Raw genomic sequence first — 14,860 nt, forward strand, 5'->3', positions numbered from 1 at the left:
ATGACAGACAAGAATAAGGCCGACCAACAGGCCAGCCCTAATAGTTCAACGCGCCCCGATCATAGCAGCACCAGCGCCCAACGTGCCCGCCTTCTCGCACGCCTGAAACTTGGCCCGATAGACACAATCACAGCCCGCCGTGTGCTGAATATCCTAATGCCCGCCGCACGTATTAAGGAGCTGAAAGAGCGTGGCCATGCGATAGACGCCGTACGTATAAGCAAAACTGACGACCAAGGGCGTACCCATCACGGTATCGCGCAGTATTACCTCGCTGGCCCGATTGATCAGCAATCCACCGGGGAGGCGTGAACATGAGCGACCTTACGCCGCCCGACTGGGAACAGATTCCCGTGGATGCCTATACCGACATGGAGGCCATGCAGAGTGACAATGGTCAGCACATCGACCAAGTGAATGATGATCCCATTGCTGGATCGCCGCCTGCTGATTCTGGCCGATTGCCCGACGATAAACCTTGGACGCCTGAAATGCTTGTTGCAGCGGCTAAGGCTAACGGCCTCACTCCCGATAAAGCTCAGCAAAAAAACAAGCGAACACGTACTGTGCCTAACCGCCCTTATGTTCCCGAGTTTCTGGAGCCGATCCCCGAGCCGGCACTGATTGCCATTGCGCTTGATGACGTAATGAGCGCCAGCCTGGAGCCTGTGCGCTTTGCCGTAAAGCCTTGGCTGCCCCGTCGCCATGTAACTCTGTTCGGTGGGCATGGTGGCATCGGCAAGTCGAGTCTGGCGCTGGCAATAGGTGCGCATGTGGCTGCTGGCCGTCCGTTTGCTGGGCATGATACCGAGCGCTTGCCGGTGCTGTTCGTGAGCCTGGAGGACGAGCCAAGCATTGTGCGCCTACGTCTGCGCCGGATTATTGAAGCGTTCAAGCTGGAGTCTGACGAGGTGTTGCCACATATGAGTCTGCTGGACGGCACGCAGGCGTTCTCTGCACTGATGACCGAGGGCGATGGTTTTAACGCACAGCCAGAGTTTACAAGGGCATTCCGTGAGCTTGCCGAGTGTGCGCAAGGTGCTGGGTTGATAATCATCGACAACGCTTCAGACGCATTCGACGCCAACGAAAACAGCCGCCGCGCCGTCCGTGCCTTTGTCCGTGCCTTGGCGACCATAGCGCGCAATCATGATGCGGCTGTGGTGCTGCTGGCGCATATCGACAAGTCAGCCGCCCGCAATGGCAGCCAGGGCAACAGCTACAGCGGTTCCACAGCTTGGCACAACAGCGCCCGGTCACGTCTAGCGCTCACGGAGCAAGATGGCGCGATTGTGCTCGAACATGAAAAAGCCAACCTATCTACCCGAGCCGACCCACTGCGCCTAGTGTTCACAGATGATGTACTGATGCCTGAAGCCGGAAGCGATGGGGCCATGCTGACTACTGAGCACTTCGACCAAACCGAGATTGTCCGCGCCCTTCGAGCTGCAATTGAAGCAGGCATTAACGTTCCGGCCAGCCTGACCCCGGGCGCGCATTCAGCCATGAAAGCGCTGGAGCCTTTGCCCGAGTATGGGCAGACCTTCAGGGGGAGCGCAGGCAGCAAGCGGGCGGCTCGTGCATTGGTAGCGCTGCGCCGCTCAGGCCGAGTGCGTGAGGAGAATTACCGCACACCACAACGCAAAGACCGGGTGAGGCTAGTACTGGCTGAGGGATCGACGCAAAACGACAAGCAGAGCGCCAGTGATGAAGGCTAAAAAGTGCGCCGCGCTGCCCCCCATACCCCCCGTCAGCGCAGCGGCGCATCGCCCTATCGGGCTGGCCTTGCGCGCCAGTCCTGAAAACCGGGATCGGCGCGGATCGGCGCAACGGCGCAAATTTCCTGCACCGCATAGCTGAACAGGAACAGAACAAAGGTAGGAACCATGACCAGCCAACAGGACGCATTGCGCAAGCTGTGGAAGGCGTATCACAGAGCCAATAAGGCGGTTATGCTGGCCTGGTTTGCAGGACGGATGCAGCGCGGGCAACCCTGTAGCCTGCCATTCCCTGATGAGCTGCGCGGCATGACATGCGGGGCCAAAACCCGAGCGGGTACGCCATGCAAGCGCCGAGATCTATACGCCAGTGGCCGTTGTCGCTTGCATGGTGGCCTATCGACCGGACCGAGGCGTAAACCGGCAAGCAAACTTGAGGATTGCTGAGGCCAACCCCATGAGACCCTGAGTAATGTTGAGGTTATGGCACCATCGCGCGCGTGATCGTACCGCCCATCTTTCAACCAAGCCTGGCAGTTGCTGGGCTTTTTTGTGCGTAATTAAAAAGCATCGGGCCAGAAGTGGCACTCAAGTGTCGATGACTGGCAGCTGCCAGCATTCGTTTAGCAATTCGTTAGAGATTTGAGTCTATAAACACAAACGGCCTACGCCGAAATGACGTAAGCCGTTGATTTTATTGGTGGGCCCACACGGACTTGAACCGTGGACCAAAGGATTATGAGTCCTCTGCTCTAACCAACTGAGCTATAGGCCCCAGTGGTCGCGGATTATAACGAGGGTTTGCGGGCTGTGCCATCCGAAAGATCCGAAACTGCTATACGAAGAAACGTTGTGGCGAATTCGTCGGCTGCTAAAGGCAGGCTGATGATGTAGCCCTGGATCTGTTCGCAGCCTTCGGCGGTGAGGAATCGTTGCTGAGCCAGGTTCTCGACGCCTTCGGCAATGATGGTCAATTGCATGCTGCGTCCCAGGGCGATGATCGCTCGGGCGATGGCGGCATCGTGAGGATCATCCGGTAGCCCGCGAATGAACGATTGGTCGATCTTGAGGATATCCAGCGGCAGGCGCTTGAGGTAACTCAGGGAGGAGTAGCCTGTGCCGAAGTCGTCAATGGCCAGCTGTACGCCCAGGTGTTTGAGTTGATGGAGGATGGCCAGGGCTTCTTCAGCCTGGCTCATGATGAAGTTTTCGGTGATCTCCAGTTGCAGGTCGCCGGCTTTGAGTTGATGGGTCTTCAACAGTTGCTCGATACGCTTTATCAGGCTTGGCTGACGAAGTTGGGCGCCGGCGAGGTTGACCGACAAGGGACCGAACGGCAGGTAGTGCTTTTTCCAGGCCTGCATCTGTTGGCAGGCTTTTTCCAGGACCCAATCCCCCAGTTGCAGGATCATGCCGTTTTCTTCGGCCAGGGCGATGAAGTGTTCGGGAGGGACTTCGCCAAACAGCGGATGTGTCCAGCGAATCAGTGCTTCGGCGCCAACAAGGCTCTGGGTCTTCAGGCTGAATTTTGGTTGGAAGTTCAGGCTCAACTCGTTGCGCTCGATTGCCCGGCGCAGTTCGTGTTCCAGGGCGATGCGTTCACTGGCCTGTGCGGTCAGGTCGCGGGTGTAGGATTCGACCCGGTTGCGCCCCTTGGCTTTGGATCGATACATCGCTGCGTCGGCGTTGCGGATCAGAGAAGCAACGTCGCTGCCGTCCTGTGGGTAGAGGCTGGTGCCGATGCTGGCGCTGGTGAAAAACTCGTGTTCGCCGGCCTGGAAAGGAGCACTGAAGCAGGCCAGTAACTTGTTCGCAATGTGGCTTGCATCGCTAGGCTGATGCAGGCCAGGCAGGAGAATGATGAACTCGTCACCGCCCAGGCGAGCCACGGTGTCGATGTCTCGAACCTGTTCTTTCAGGCGCTGGGCGATGCCTTTGAGCAGCAGGTCACCGACGGGATGACCGAGACTGTCGTTGATATGTTTGAAGCGGTCCAGGTCGAGGAACAACACGGCTCCCTGGCGTTTAGAGGTCTGGGCGCAGGTGAGGGCAGCTTGCAGGCGGCTCTCGAACAGGGTGCGGTTTGGCAATCCGGTGAGCGGATCATGGTGCGCCTGGTAATCAAGTTTTGCCTGGGCATGCTTGAGGCTTGAGATGTCGGCAAATACCGCGACGAAATGGGTGATAACCCGTTCGCTGTTACGCACGGCGCTGATGGTCAGCCAGCTAGGGTAAAGTTCTCCATTTTTTCGGCGATTCTGAATCTCGCCTTGCCAATGCCCTTCAGCGGTCAGCTGGTGCCACATTGATACGTAAAAGGCGCTGTCGTGTTGGCCCGAGGCGAGCAGGCGTGGCGTCTGGCCCAGGGCTTCGAATTCGCTGTACCCGGTGATTTCGCTGAACGCTCGGTTCACAGCACTGATGTGTTGTTCGGTATCGGTGATCAGCACGCCTTCAGCGGTGTTCTCGAACACTGTAGCGGCCAGTTGCAGTTTTTCCTGCATCAGGTGGCGCTCTGTGATGTCCCGGGCAATGGTCAGCATGCAGTCTTCACTGCCGATCGGTAAGGGGCGGGCAGATAGCTCACACAGGCGGATCTGTCCGTCACTGCGTCGGATATGGCAGCTGAAATCACGTACGAAGCCGTCTTTTTTCAGCAGCTCCAACAGGCGCCGACGTTCGTTGAGGTCGACCCAAATACCCAGGTCAAGTGAGGTGTGATCCAGCGACATGCGACTGTCGAAACCGGTCAGGCGGCAAAAACCGTCGTTTACCTCGAGCAGCATGCCGTCACGTTGGCGTGAGAGCAGCAGGCCATCGGGGGATGCGTGGAAAGCCTTGGCAAATTTTTCTTCGGAGGTTTGCAGTTGCTCCTGGGTTTCCTTGAGCTGACTGATATCACGCACGGCTACCACCAGTGCAGGTGTGCTGTCGAGCTCGAACGTTTCTGCCGATATCAGGCCGGTGAACAACTGGCCGTTGCTGCGGCGCAACAGCGTTTCCAGGTTGCGGATGCTGCCTGATTGAAGGCGCAGGAGCAGTCCAGGGCCACTGCCATCGGCTCCCCAAATGTTCAGTTCCGTGGTCGTGCGCCCGATGACCTCTGCTGCACTCAGGCCGATTTGCTCTTCAAATGCTTCGTTGACCTCCAGTAGACAGCCGTCGCTGAGGCGGGCAATCAGAAGGATGTCTGGGCATTGCTGGAAAACCGAGACAAATTTCTGCTCGGAGAGGCGCAGGGCATCTTCGGCGTTCTTGGTTTCGCTGATATCAATCATCAGCCCGCGCATTACTGGCGTGTGTCCATGTTCGATCAGGCTGACGATATCGCGCACCCAAAGGCTACTGCCGTCGGCACGAATGACCCGGTATTCGAGGCTGTGGTCACGTCCGGCGGCAGTTTCACTGTCGCAGTAAGCCTGAGCCCAAAGTGCATCGTCGGGATGAATGATGCTGCGCCAGAAGCCCGGACGTAGCCATTGGCCTAGTGGGTAGCCGAGCAGATTCTCCGCGTGGGGTGAGACATAACTGTACTTGAAGTCATTGGCGTCGGCTTCCCAGGCGATGGCCGACAGGCTTTCAATAAGGCCGCGGTAGTGGTACTCGCTGCTACGCAGCTCTTGCTCAAGGGCGATACGTCGGGAAATCTCGGAGCTCAACCGTCTATTGGCCCTGATCACCGCCACTAACAGGCCGACCAGCAATAAGATGCCGGGTAGGCCGTAGATCAATAAGTCAGTCCAGAAGGTACGATGGTCGAGAACCTTGCCCACCCATCGCTCCTGAATATCGCTGACTTCACTCGCACTCATGTCTGCCATGACTTTATCGAGGATACCGACGAGGATTTTCTGCTCTCGAGGTACCGCCATGGCCAGTTGATATCGGTAAGAGGTGTCGCCGCTTACATACAGCCCGTCCAGCTTGAGTTGGCGCAAGCTCCAGATACTTGATGCCAAATCGCCAACCACGGCATCCACTTCGTCGATGGCCAGGGCTTGCAGCGCGGAATTGACGTTAGGCATTGCTACCAGATTCAGGTCAGGGTGATGGCTGCGCAGTAATTCATGGGGGGCATAATTTTCTACAACGGCCACTTTCAGCCCATAGAGGTCCTTGAGTTTGCGAGGCTGAGGGCCACCCTTATGGGCCAGAATGACGATCGGGAAGTCCAGGTAAGGGCGGGTGAATGCCAGGAAACGCTGACGTTCCGCTGTCGACATGACACCAGGGAGCAGGTCTAGTTTGTTTTGCTTGGCCTGCTCCAGCACAGCCGTCCAGGTGGCCGGCTCGACCAGCTTGAAGGTTATGTCCAGCCGCTCTTGAAACAGCGCAATGTAGTCGGCAGCCAATCCCTGGTAGCGACCGTCCTGGTCGCGGTACTCAAACGGTGGCCAGGATGCGTCGACGCCTAGGCGCAGCTGCGGGTGGGCGCTGAGCCAGGCTTTTTCTTCCTCTGTCAGGGTCAAGGCGCCGGCCGTTGTGCTCCAAATCAGTTGGAACAGCAACAGAAGGGCCGGCATTCTGGGCATATCGGCCTCGTCACACAGGTGAACTGATTCGAGTGTAGACGGGCATTTCTACGATAGGGTGTGGCGAGGGGATGAAAGAGTGCTTTGCACAAAAGAAAAACCCCGGCCTAGGCCGGGGTCTGTCATCACTCGTCGAGGAAGGAGCGTAGATGCTCGCTTCGCGTCGGGTGGCGCAGCTTGCGCAGCGCCTTGGCTTCAATTTGACGGATCCGTTCACGGGTCACGTCGAACTGTTTGCCGACCTCTTCGAGCGTGTGGTCGGTGTTCATGTCGATACCGAAACGCATGCGCAGCACTTTGGCTTCGCGTGCGGTCAGACCGGAGAGCACGTCACGGGTCGCTTCCTTGAGGCTTTCGACTGTGGCCACATCGATTGGCGACTGCATGGTCGAGTCTTCGATGAAGTCACCCAGGTGCGAATCTTCGTCGTCACCGATCGGGGTTTCCATGGAGATCGGCTCTTTGGCGATCTTCAATACCTTGCGGATCTTGTCCTCAGGCATTTCCATGCGCTCACCCAGCTCTTCCGGGGTCGGTTCACGGCCCATTTCCTGCAGCATCTGCCGGGAAATTCGGTTGAGCTTGTTGATCGTCTCGATCATGTGCACCGGAATACGGATGGTGCGAGCCTGGTCGGCGATCGAACGGGTGATCGCCTGGCGAATCCACCAGGTGGCATAGGTCGAGAACTTGTAACCGCGACGGTATTCGAACTTGTCCACTGCCTTCATCAAGCCGATGTTGCCTTCCTGGATCAGATCGAGGAATTGCAGGCCACGGTTGGTGTACTTCTTGGCGATGGAGATAACCAGACGAAGGTTAGCCTCAACCATTTCTTTCTTTGCACGACGAGCCTTGGCTTCACCGATCGACATGCGACGGTTGATGTCCTTGATCTCGGCGATGGTCAGACCGGTTTCGTTCTCCAGGTCGATCAGCTTCTGCTGGCAAGCGACGATGGCATCGTTTTTCTCGCCCAGCGCTGCAGCCCACTTGGCGCTGCGCTTGGAGAGATCACTGCTCCAGGTCTGGTCCGTCTCGTTGCTTGGGAACAGGCGCAGGAAGTCAGCACGAGGCATACGTGCATCACGTACACACAGTTGCATGATCGCGCGTTCTTGCTGGCGCAGACGATCCAGGGCACCGCGAACACGTTCGACCAATACTTCGAACTGCTTTGGCACCAGCTTGATCGGCATGAACAGCTCTGCCAGTTCAAGCATCGCCTTGACGCTGTCCTTGTGCTGGCGACCGTTCTTTTTCAGCACTTTGAGGGTTGCGTTCAGTTGTTCCTGAACGGCACCGAAGCGCTGCTGAGCAATGACTGGGTCGGGACCGCTTTCGGTCTCTTCCTCTTCCTCGGTCTCTTCTTTCTCTTCGTCTTCGTCTTCACTCTCGGCTTTGGCCGGAGCTTTCGGATCGACAGGCGGCGGAACCTCGGCCGGAGGGGCGATGCCGTCGTCCGGGTCGATGTAGCCACTGAGAACGTCAGACAGGCGACCGCCCTCGGCGGTTACTCGATCGTATTCGCTGAGAATGTAGTCGACAGTACCCGGGAAATGGGAGATAGCCCCCATGACTTCGCGAATACCTTCTTCGATACGCTTGGCGATTTCGATTTCGCCTTCACGGGTCAGAAGTTCGACGGTACCCATTTCACGCATGTACATGCGGACCGGGTCAGTCGTACGACCAATATCGGTTTCCACAGCCGCCAACGCAGCAGCAGCTTCTTCAGCTGCAGCTTCGTCAGTGTCGGCTTCGGCCAACAAAAGGGCATCCGCATCCGGAGCACTCTCGAATACGTTGATCCCCATGTCGTTGATCATGCGGATGATGTCTTCCACCTGCTCCGGATCTGAAATATCCTCTGGCAGATGGTCGTTGACCTCCGCGTAAGTCAGGTAGCCCTGCTCACGACCGCGGGTGATCAACTCTTTGATGCGAGACTGCTGTTGCGCTTTTCCGGACATAACACCCTATCCACTGAAGGTCTTGGCGGGCAAAAAACAAGCCGAGGATTATACCCGAGCTAGGACCTCACGCGCCAGTTGAGGTCGGGGTTTGTGCGTGAACATTCCGGCTTAACAGGTCGCGCAGCTGATTTTTTTCCTCTGCGCTCAACTCACTTTGACGTGCTTTCCTGAGCAGATGTTCCAGGCTTCGCTCGCGTTGGCGAGCTGACAAGCTAGTTATAGTGTCGAAAAACTGTTGTTCAAGGTTGTCGGCATCGATTAGCCATTCCTTTTCTGCCAATGCGCGTAGCAAGCGACCTTGTTCGGTGCCGTGCCAGCGTGCAATCAGCTGTAGTGAGCGTAGCTCAGGATTCTTTTGCAACGCCTCCAGCAAGGCCACAAGGAGCTGGGCGTAGACATGTTCTTCGGCTGCGAAATGGCCAGCATCTTCGACCTTTTTGGCTAGCTGCGGGTGGTGCAGCAAGGTGCGCAAGGCGCTCAAGGTCGGGGGTTCTACCGAAGTCGGTACGCGCGGCGGTGCATCCTGGCGCTGGCCGTTGCGCTCCCACGGTTTACCTTTTTTGTCCCACGGCTTGCCTTCCCACTTCTTCTTGCCTCCCTTGCTTGGCGTCCACTGTTGTAGTGCTGGTGCGTAGTCGGGTTGGTGGAAGTCGCCGTAATCGGGGTTGTAGTCGGGAATGGCATCGTAATCGATGCCTGGGTCGTAGCTTGGGGGGGCTTCGGCAGGAGCGCTGTGGCTCAACTGCTCGACCTGTTGATTGTCCAGGCCGGTGATTTCCTTGAGCCGATTGCGCATCAATGCGCGCAGGTTGGCGCCGGGCACTTTTTCGATCAACGGTGCAGCCAGCGTTGCCATGTGCGCCTTGCCCTCAAGTGAGCGAGGATCGGCTTCTTCGGTCAACTGCTGGAAAAAGTAGTCGGCCAGGGGCTGGGCATGCTGGTTGATTCGAGCGCGAAACGCATCGGTGCCTTCGGCGCGAATCAGGGTATCCGGGTCTTCGCCCTCGGGCAGGAACAAAAACCGCGCTTTGCGGCCGTCCTGCAAGCTCGAAAGGGCGGCTTCCAGGGCACGCCAGGCAGCGTTGCGGCCCGCCTGATCGCCGTCGAAGCAGAACAACACGCTAGGCACTACCCGAAAAAGACGCTTGAGGTGTTCTTCGCTTGTGGCTGTGCCGAGGGTTGCAACCGCATTGCGCAGGCCTTGTTGGGCCAGAGCGATAACGTCCATGTAGCCTTCAACCACGATGATTTCATCGAGGTTGCGGTTGAATTTTCGAGCCTCGTACAGGCCATACAGCTCTTGGCCTTTGTGAAACACAGGGGTTTCGGGGGAGTTCAGGTATTTGGGTTTGTCGTCGCCCAGCACCCGACCACCAAATGCGATAACCCGGCCACGACTGTCGCGAATCGGAAACATGACCCGGTCACGGAAGCGATCATAGCGCTTGCCCGATTCGGCATTCTCGATCAGCAGGCCGGCATCAATCATGGCCTTTTGTTGCAGCGTGTCGCTGCTCAAGTGCTTGAACAGGTTGTCCCAGCCTGGCGGGGCGTAGCCCAAGCCGAAATCTCGAGCGATTTCGCCGGAAAGGCCGCGGCCTTTGAGGTACTCCACGGCCGAGCGGCGCGTCGGGTGGCTTTTCAAGGCCTGACGATAAAATTCGGCAGCCGCTTCCAGTAGTGGGTAAAGCGGGGAATCGGTGGGTTGCCGAGGCTTGTGCCCGCGGCCACCTTCCTCGCGAGGCACTTCCATGCCGGCAGCCTTGGCCAGTTCCTCGACGGCCTGGGGAAAGTCCAGGTTGTCGTGGTCCATGATGAAGCCCAGGGCATTGCCCCCCGCGCCACAACCGAAGCAATAATAAAACTGCTTGTCCGGGCTTACGCTGAACGATGGGGTCTTTTCCTTGTGGAACGGGCAGCAGGCCGTGAGGTTTTTGCCTGCTTTTTTCAGTTGCACGCGCGAACTCACCACGTCGACGATGTCGGTGCGGTTGAGGAGGTCGTCGATGAAACTTTGGGGAATCAGCCCGGCCATGGCACTCTCATCATCAGGCGATAAACAAGTGTAATCGCTAATGCTGCAGGGACGGCTTCGCGTTCGAGCGATGTCGAATGGGGAAACACAAAATTCGGAAAGACGTGCTCGTCTGCAGCCGGTTAAGGCTCGTCAGTAACGACGTGCACAGCTGGCGGTAAAACCAGTTCTGACGATTCAGGCAGGTTGTCACATTGCAGAGCAATGCGACGCCTTGGGTCCTAAGACCTAAGGATCAAGCGACTGCTGCCAACAGCCCGGCTTTAGGGCCGGGCTAGGCAGAAGCTTGCGACGGACGTCTGTATTAGTACAGACGAACGGCGCGGCGCTGTTCGCGCTGAACTTTCTTGGCGTGACGTTTAACAGCGGCTGCTGCTTTGCGCTTACGCTCAGAAGTCGGCTTCTCGTAAAATTCGCGGCTACGAACTTCAGCCAGAACACCGGCTTTTTCGCAGGAGCGCTTGAAACGACGCAGAGCTACGTCGAAGGGTTCATTCTCTTTAACTTTGACGGCTGGCATCCAGAGCTACCTTCATTCATTACCGGGGGTCAACGAACTCGTGGCAAAACTGTGCACTGGAGAACGTCGGTTTTTAAGGGTTGCGGATGTTAACCCTTAGCCAGCAGGAATGCAAAGCCTCTGATCGAAAACCGCTGGTCGGCATCGGGAGTGGGGACTATCATGCGCGCCTTCGAATTCAGCCTCAACAAGGCGCAGACCCATGCTAGTACTGGGATTAGAAACATCCTGCGATGAAACCGGCGTCGCATTATACGACAGTGAACGCGGTCTTTTGGCCGATGCATTGTTCAGTCAAATCGACTTGCACCGTGCCTATGGCGGCGTGGTGCCGGAACTCGCCTCACGCGATCACGTCAAGCGTATGCTGCCGTTGATCCGCCAGGTGCTGGCCGAAGCCGACTGTGTCGCCACCGAAATCGATGCCATTGCCTATACCGCAGGTCCGGGTTTGGTAGGCGCATTGTTGGTGGGCGCTTCGTGTGCCCAGGCCTTGGCCTTCGCCTGGGGTATCCCGGCGCTAGGGGTGCACCACATGGAAGGCCATTTGCTTGCGCCAATGCTGGAGGAGCAGCCCCCTGAGTTCCCGTTCGTCGCGTTGCTGGTGTCCGGTGGGCACACTCAGTTGGTGCGCGTGGATGGCATAGGCCAATACGAGCTGCTGGGTGAGACCCTGGATGACGCCGCAGGCGAAGCATTCGACAAGACCGCCAAGTTGATGGGGCTGAATTATCCGGGGGGGCCGGAAATCGCCTTGTTGGCCACCCGAGGCGTCCCGGGGCGCTTTGTTTTCCCACGGCCAATGACCGATCGTCCGGGCCTGGATTTCAGCTTCAGTGGCCTCAAGACGTTTGCTCTCAATACCTGGCAGCAGTGCCAGAAGGCTGGAGACGACGGCGAGCAAACCCGTTGCGACGTGTCGCTGGCCTTCCAGCAGGCGGTGGTGGAAACTCTGACCATCAAATGCAAGCGCGCTTTGAAGCAGACCGGACTCAAGCGCCTGGTAATCGCAGGCGGGGTGAGTGCCAACAAAGCGCTGCGTACTTCGTTGGAGGAGATGCTTGCGGGCCTCAAGGGCAATGTTTACTACGCCCGCCCGCAGTTTTGCACCGACAATGGCGCGATGATCGCCTATGCCGGTTGCCAACGACTGGCGGCGGGGCAGCAGGAGAGCCTTGCTATCAGCGTGCAAGCACGTTGGCCAATGGAGCAGTTGGTGCCGCTGTGATGAGCTTCGCTCATGCAGAAGATTTAGAAATGCCGTTCGCGGCCGGCAAAAAGGTCGCGTAAATTGCCGCGGTGTCGCCAGACTATCAGCACTGTCAGCACGCTGATTGGCAATAGCGCCTCAGGTTCGCGCCAGGCCAGCAGTGGTAGCGTCAGCGGTGTGGCGATCAACGCGGCCAGGGAGCTGGTGCGGGTCAGGTAGAACGTCAGCAGCCACGCGCACACAGCCAGTAGTGCTGCTGGAGGATACAGGCCCAGAAGGAGGCCGGCGGCTGTGGCTACACCTTTGCCGCCACGGAAGCAGAAGTACACCGGAAACAAATGGCCAATGACCGCACACAAGCCAATCCAGGCCTGTTGTTGCAGATCAAGGCCGGCATAACTGGCAATTAGCACGGGCAATACGCCCTTGCACAAATCGCCAAGCAGGGTCAGGACCGCGAGCTTGCGGCCGGCCAGGCGCAGCATGTTGGTTGCCCCGGCATTGCCAGAACCGCTCATGCGTGGGTCCGGACTGCCATTGAGGCGACTCAGGAGAATGGCAAAGGACAGCGAGCCAAGCAGGTAGGCGAGCAGCGCCAGTAACCAAAACATGCTAACTATTCCGGGCGAGGACGCCCTGATTCTAGCGGCGCAAGTCGCCCTTGTCGTGCAGTGGAGAGAAGTGCTTGGACAGAGTGTTCATCGAGGGCCTGGAAGTCGACACCGTTATCGGTGCCTATGACTGGGAGCGTGGTATTCGCCAGTGCCTGCGTCTGGACCTGCGTTTTGCCTGGGACAACCGTCCGGCCGCAGCCGGTGACGATCTGACCCTGGCACTGGACTATGCCAGTGTGACCGCACGGATCCAGGCGTTCGCCGAGCAGTCGGAGTTTCAATTGGTTGAGACGTTTGCCGAGCGCCTTGCCGCGGTGCTGATGAGTGAGTTCCAGATTCCTTGGCTGCAGCTCAAATTGACCAAGCCTGGTGCTGTTTCGGCAGCCACAGGAGTCGGCGTGGAGATCGAGCGCGGATGTCTCTGAGCCGGGTTTACCTTGGTCTTGGCAGCAATGTCGAGCGTGAGCGGAACCTGTGTGCGGGGCTCGACGCCCTGGCTGGCTTTCTGCAAGACATGCACTGTTCGCCGGTTTTCGAAAGCCAGGCTGTTGGGATCAAGAGTGGTCCATTTATCAATCTGGTGGTCACCGGGCTGACTGATTTGCCGCTGATGGAGCTGGATCGCCGGCTCAAGTTCATCGAGGCAGACAATGGCCGCTATGCGCCAGATCGTAAAGGCTTGCCGCTGGATATCGACGTGCTCATGTACAACGACATGCATGGTAGTTTCGATGGCCTGGTGCTGCCGCGCGCCGAAATTCTCAAGAATGCCTTCGTTCTCTGGCCGCTGGCATTGATCGCGCCGGATTTGTTACATCCGGGCGCCGGGAAAACCATGGGGCAATTGTGGAGTGAGGCAAGGATCGATCAGGTGCTGGCACCGGTGCCGTTTGAGTGGCGTGGACAGCAACTGACCGGACTCTGACTTTACTATCGTGGGGCAAGCGCGCTCCTAGCGGTCATGCATGGAGCGGGAGCGGGTTTGCCTTGCGATCAAGATTCAATGCTGACGTAGGCTTTCAAAGCTTTCAGTCGTTCGCCCTTTAGCGCCTCTCCCAGGGCTTGTCCGGTCAGACCTTTCTGTACCAGCGGCTGCACTTGCACCGCACGCGCTACAGCCGCGGCGCCGCGCAGGTAGTCAGCCTGTGGATATTCGCGCTGCTCCAGCCCTTTGCGTCCTCGTGCGTCCATCTCGCAGGCTGCAATAAACTCCTCGAAACGCTGTGGCCGCCGGTAAACGTCGAAGCTTTGCAGTAAGCCCAGCAGGGTCGATGCCTTGAGCTCCAGGGCGCGATGGCAATGGGTATGGTATTCGCCGACCAGCAATGCCAGTTCCTGGCAGTCGCGTGGCACTTTGAAGCGCTGGTTTACCGCCTTGATGAGTTTGAGCCCACGATGCTCGTGAGCGATGTGCCTGGGCCATTCGTCCTCAGGGGTAAGCCCTTTGCCTAGATCGTGGAGCAGGCAGGCCCAGCGCACGCTCAGCGGCTGCTTATGCCGTGCCGCTTGTTCGAGAACGGCCAGGGTGTGTATACCGCAGTCGATTTCCGGGTGGTGGGCCGGTGGTTGAGGTACGCCAAACAATGCTTCCAGCTCCGGAATCAATTCTTTCAGTGCTGCGCAATCGCGCAGTACCTGAATGAAAACCTGCGGCTGGTCTTCCATCAGTGCCCGGGCAATTTCCTTCCAGCTGCGTTCGGCGGTAAGCGCCTGAAGTTCACCGGATTCACTGAGTTGACGCATCAACTCAATGGTTGGCGCGGCTACCGTGAAGCCCAATCCGGCGTAGCGTGCGGCAAACCGGGCAACACGCAGGACCCGCAACGGATCTTCGGCGAATGCCGGGGATACATGACGTAAAATGCGCGCTTCCAGGTCCTTTTGGCCGTTATAAGGATCGCAGATATTTCCCTGCTCATCCTCGGCCATGGCGTTGATCGTCAGATCGCGTCGGATCAGGTCCTCTTCGAGTGTTACCTCAGGGCTTGCGTGGAAAGTGAAGCCACCGTAACCGCGGCCACTTTTCCGTTCAGTACGCGCCAAAGCGTACTCTTCGCCGCTTTTGGGATGGATGAACACCGGAAAGTCGGTACCCACAGGTCGATAGCCCAGCGCCTGCATTTGCTCTGCGCTCGCCCCTTCCACCACCCAGTCGATATCACTGACCGGTTGGCCGAGCAAGCGGTCACGTACGGCGCCGCCGACTTTGTAGATGTGCATGAAAATCCTCCGTTGATGCCACAGGATAACCTGTA

The 14,860-nt window shown here is 58.0% G+C and carries 12 protein-coding genes and 1 tRNA gene; 6 read left to right on the plus strand and 7 right to left on the minus strand.

Annotated elements, in window-relative coordinates:
* The 3 genes from H8F21_RS08170 to H8F21_RS29960 all read left to right on the plus strand — a co-directional run bounded on the left by H8F21_RS08170 (nt 1) and on the right by H8F21_RS29960 (nt 2,165).
* On the plus strand, nt 1–312 hold the full coding sequence (locus H8F21_RS08170) for a helix-turn-helix domain-containing protein (protein ID WP_203584200.1): 312 nt from the start codon (nt 1–3) through the stop codon (nt 310–312).
* 2 nt (nt 313–314) lie between these two features.
* Nucleotides 315–1,718 (plus strand): AAA family ATPase, encoded by a 1,404-nt coding sequence (locus H8F21_RS08175; RefSeq protein ID WP_203584201.1) that lies wholly within the window; start codon nt 315–317, stop codon nt 1,716–1,718.
* 309 nt (nt 1,719–2,027) lie between these two features.
* A complete protein-coding gene (locus H8F21_RS29960; protein WP_413243031.1) occupies nt 2,028–2,165 on the plus strand; it encodes an HGGxSTG domain-containing protein in 138 nt (45 codons plus the stop codon).
* Nucleotides 2,166–2,416: 251 nt separating this feature from the next.
* Here the strand turns inward: H8F21_RS29960 and H8F21_RS08180 are convergent.
* From H8F21_RS08180 to rpsU, 5 genes are all read right to left on the minus strand, one after another.
* Nucleotides 2,417–2,493 (minus strand) — tRNA-Ile (locus H8F21_RS08180).
* 13 nt (nt 2,494–2,506) lie between these two features.
* The gene (locus tag H8F21_RS08185; protein ID WP_203584202.1) at nt 2,507–6,250 is read right to left on the minus strand and encodes a bifunctional diguanylate cyclase/phosphodiesterase; all 3,744 of its coding nucleotides are present in this window, start codon (nt 6,248–6,250) and stop codon (nt 2,507–2,509) included.
* A 125-nt stretch (nt 6,251–6,375) separates the two neighbouring features.
* Entirely contained in the window at nt 6,376–8,223 is a 1,848-nt protein-coding gene (rpoD, locus tag H8F21_RS08190; protein WP_203584203.1) for an RNA polymerase sigma factor RpoD, read from the minus strand.
* Between the two features lie 67 nt (nt 8,224–8,290).
* The gene (gene dnaG, locus H8F21_RS08195; protein ID WP_203479863.1) at nt 8,291–10,261 is read right to left on the minus strand and encodes a DNA primase; all 1,971 of its coding nucleotides are present in this window, start codon (nt 10,259–10,261) and stop codon (nt 8,291–8,293) included.
* A 304-nt stretch (nt 10,262–10,565) separates the two neighbouring features.
* On the minus strand, nt 10,566–10,781 hold the full coding sequence (rpsU, locus tag H8F21_RS08200) for a 30S ribosomal protein S21 (protein ID WP_002551877.1): 216 nt from the start codon (nt 10,779–10,781) through the stop codon (nt 10,566–10,568).
* A 202-nt stretch (nt 10,782–10,983) separates the two neighbouring features.
* Here rpsU and tsaD point away from each other — a divergent pair, with 202 nt between their 5' ends.
* Complete coding sequence (gene tsaD, locus H8F21_RS08205) at nt 10,984–12,009, plus strand: tRNA (adenosine(37)-N6)-threonylcarbamoyltransferase complex transferase subunit TsaD (protein ID WP_203584204.1); 1,026 nt, start codon at nt 10,984–10,986, stop codon at nt 12,007–12,009.
* A 23-nt stretch (nt 12,010–12,032) separates the two neighbouring features.
* Here the strand turns inward: tsaD and plsY are convergent, their stop codons facing one another.
* Nucleotides 12,033–12,602, minus strand: coding sequence for a glycerol-3-phosphate 1-O-acyltransferase PlsY (gene plsY / locus H8F21_RS08210; protein ID WP_203479861.1), 570 nt, complete (start codon nt 12,600–12,602; stop codon nt 12,033–12,035).
* Between the two features lie 74 nt (nt 12,603–12,676).
* Between plsY and folB the strand changes: the two genes are divergently transcribed.
* On the plus strand, nt 12,677–13,030 hold the full coding sequence (gene folB / locus H8F21_RS08215; RefSeq protein ID WP_038606019.1) for a dihydroneopterin aldolase: 354 nt from the start codon (nt 12,677–12,679) through the stop codon (nt 13,028–13,030).
* Nucleotides 13,021–13,530, plus strand: coding sequence for a 2-amino-4-hydroxy-6-hydroxymethyldihydropteridine diphosphokinase (folK, locus tag H8F21_RS08220; RefSeq protein WP_203543821.1), 510 nt, complete (start codon nt 13,021–13,023; stop codon nt 13,528–13,530). Before folB ends, folK begins: the two co-directional genes overlap by 10 nt.
* A gap of 68 nt (nt 13,531–13,598) precedes the next feature.
* Here folK and H8F21_RS08225 read toward each other — a convergent pair whose 3' ends face one another.
* Nucleotides 13,599–14,825: a multifunctional CCA addition/repair protein gene (locus H8F21_RS08225; RefSeq protein ID WP_203584205.1), complete on the minus strand. Its 1,227-nt coding sequence runs from the start codon at nt 14,823–14,825 to the stop codon at nt 13,599–13,601.
* Between the last annotated feature and the right edge of the window lie 35 nt (nt 14,826–14,860).

Source organism: Pseudomonas arcuscaelestis (genome assembly GCF_016881005.1).
GTDB lineage: Bacteria > Pseudomonadota > Gammaproteobacteria > Pseudomonadales > Pseudomonadaceae > Aquipseudomonas > Aquipseudomonas arcuscaelestis.

What these genes read in the sequence shown, in the direction of transcription:
- H8F21_RS08170 (WP_203584200.1), top strand. Translation starts at nt 1, where the DNA reads ATGACAGACAAGAATAAGGCCGACCAACAGGCCAGCCCTAATAGTTCA.
- H8F21_RS08175 (WP_203584201.1), top strand. Translation starts at nt 315, where the DNA reads ATGAGCGACCTTACGCCGCCCGACTGGGAACAGATTCCCGTGGATGCC.
- H8F21_RS29960 (WP_413243031.1), top strand. Translation starts at nt 2,028, where the DNA reads ATGACATGCGGGGCCAAAACCCGAGCGGGTACGCCATGCAAGCGCCGA.
- H8F21_RS08185 (WP_203584202.1), bottom strand. Translation starts at nt 6,250, where the DNA reads ATGCCCAGAATGCCGGCCCTTCTGTTGCTGTTCCAACTGATTTGGAGC.
- rpoD (WP_203584203.1), bottom strand. Translation starts at nt 8,223, where the DNA reads ATGTCCGGAAAAGCGCAACAGCAGTCTCGCATCAAAGAGTTGATCACC.
- dnaG (WP_203479863.1), bottom strand. Translation starts at nt 10,261, where the DNA reads ATGGCCGGGCTGATTCCCCAAAGTTTCATCGACGACCTCCTCAACCGC.
- rpsU (WP_002551877.1), bottom strand. Translation starts at nt 10,781, where the DNA reads ATGCCAGCCGTCAAAGTTAAAGAGAATGAACCCTTCGACGTAGCTCTG.
- tsaD (WP_203584204.1), top strand. Translation starts at nt 10,984, where the DNA reads ATGCTAGTACTGGGATTAGAAACATCCTGCGATGAAACCGGCGTCGCA.
- plsY (WP_203479861.1), bottom strand. Translation starts at nt 12,602, where the DNA reads ATGTTTTGGTTACTGGCGCTGCTCGCCTACCTGCTTGGCTCGCTGTCC.
- folK (WP_203543821.1), top strand. Translation starts at nt 13,021, where the DNA reads ATGTCTCTGAGCCGGGTTTACCTTGGTCTTGGCAGCAATGTCGAGCGT.
- H8F21_RS08225 (WP_203584205.1), bottom strand. Translation starts at nt 14,825, where the DNA reads ATGCACATCTACAAAGTCGGCGGCGCCGTACGTGACCGCTTGCTCGGC.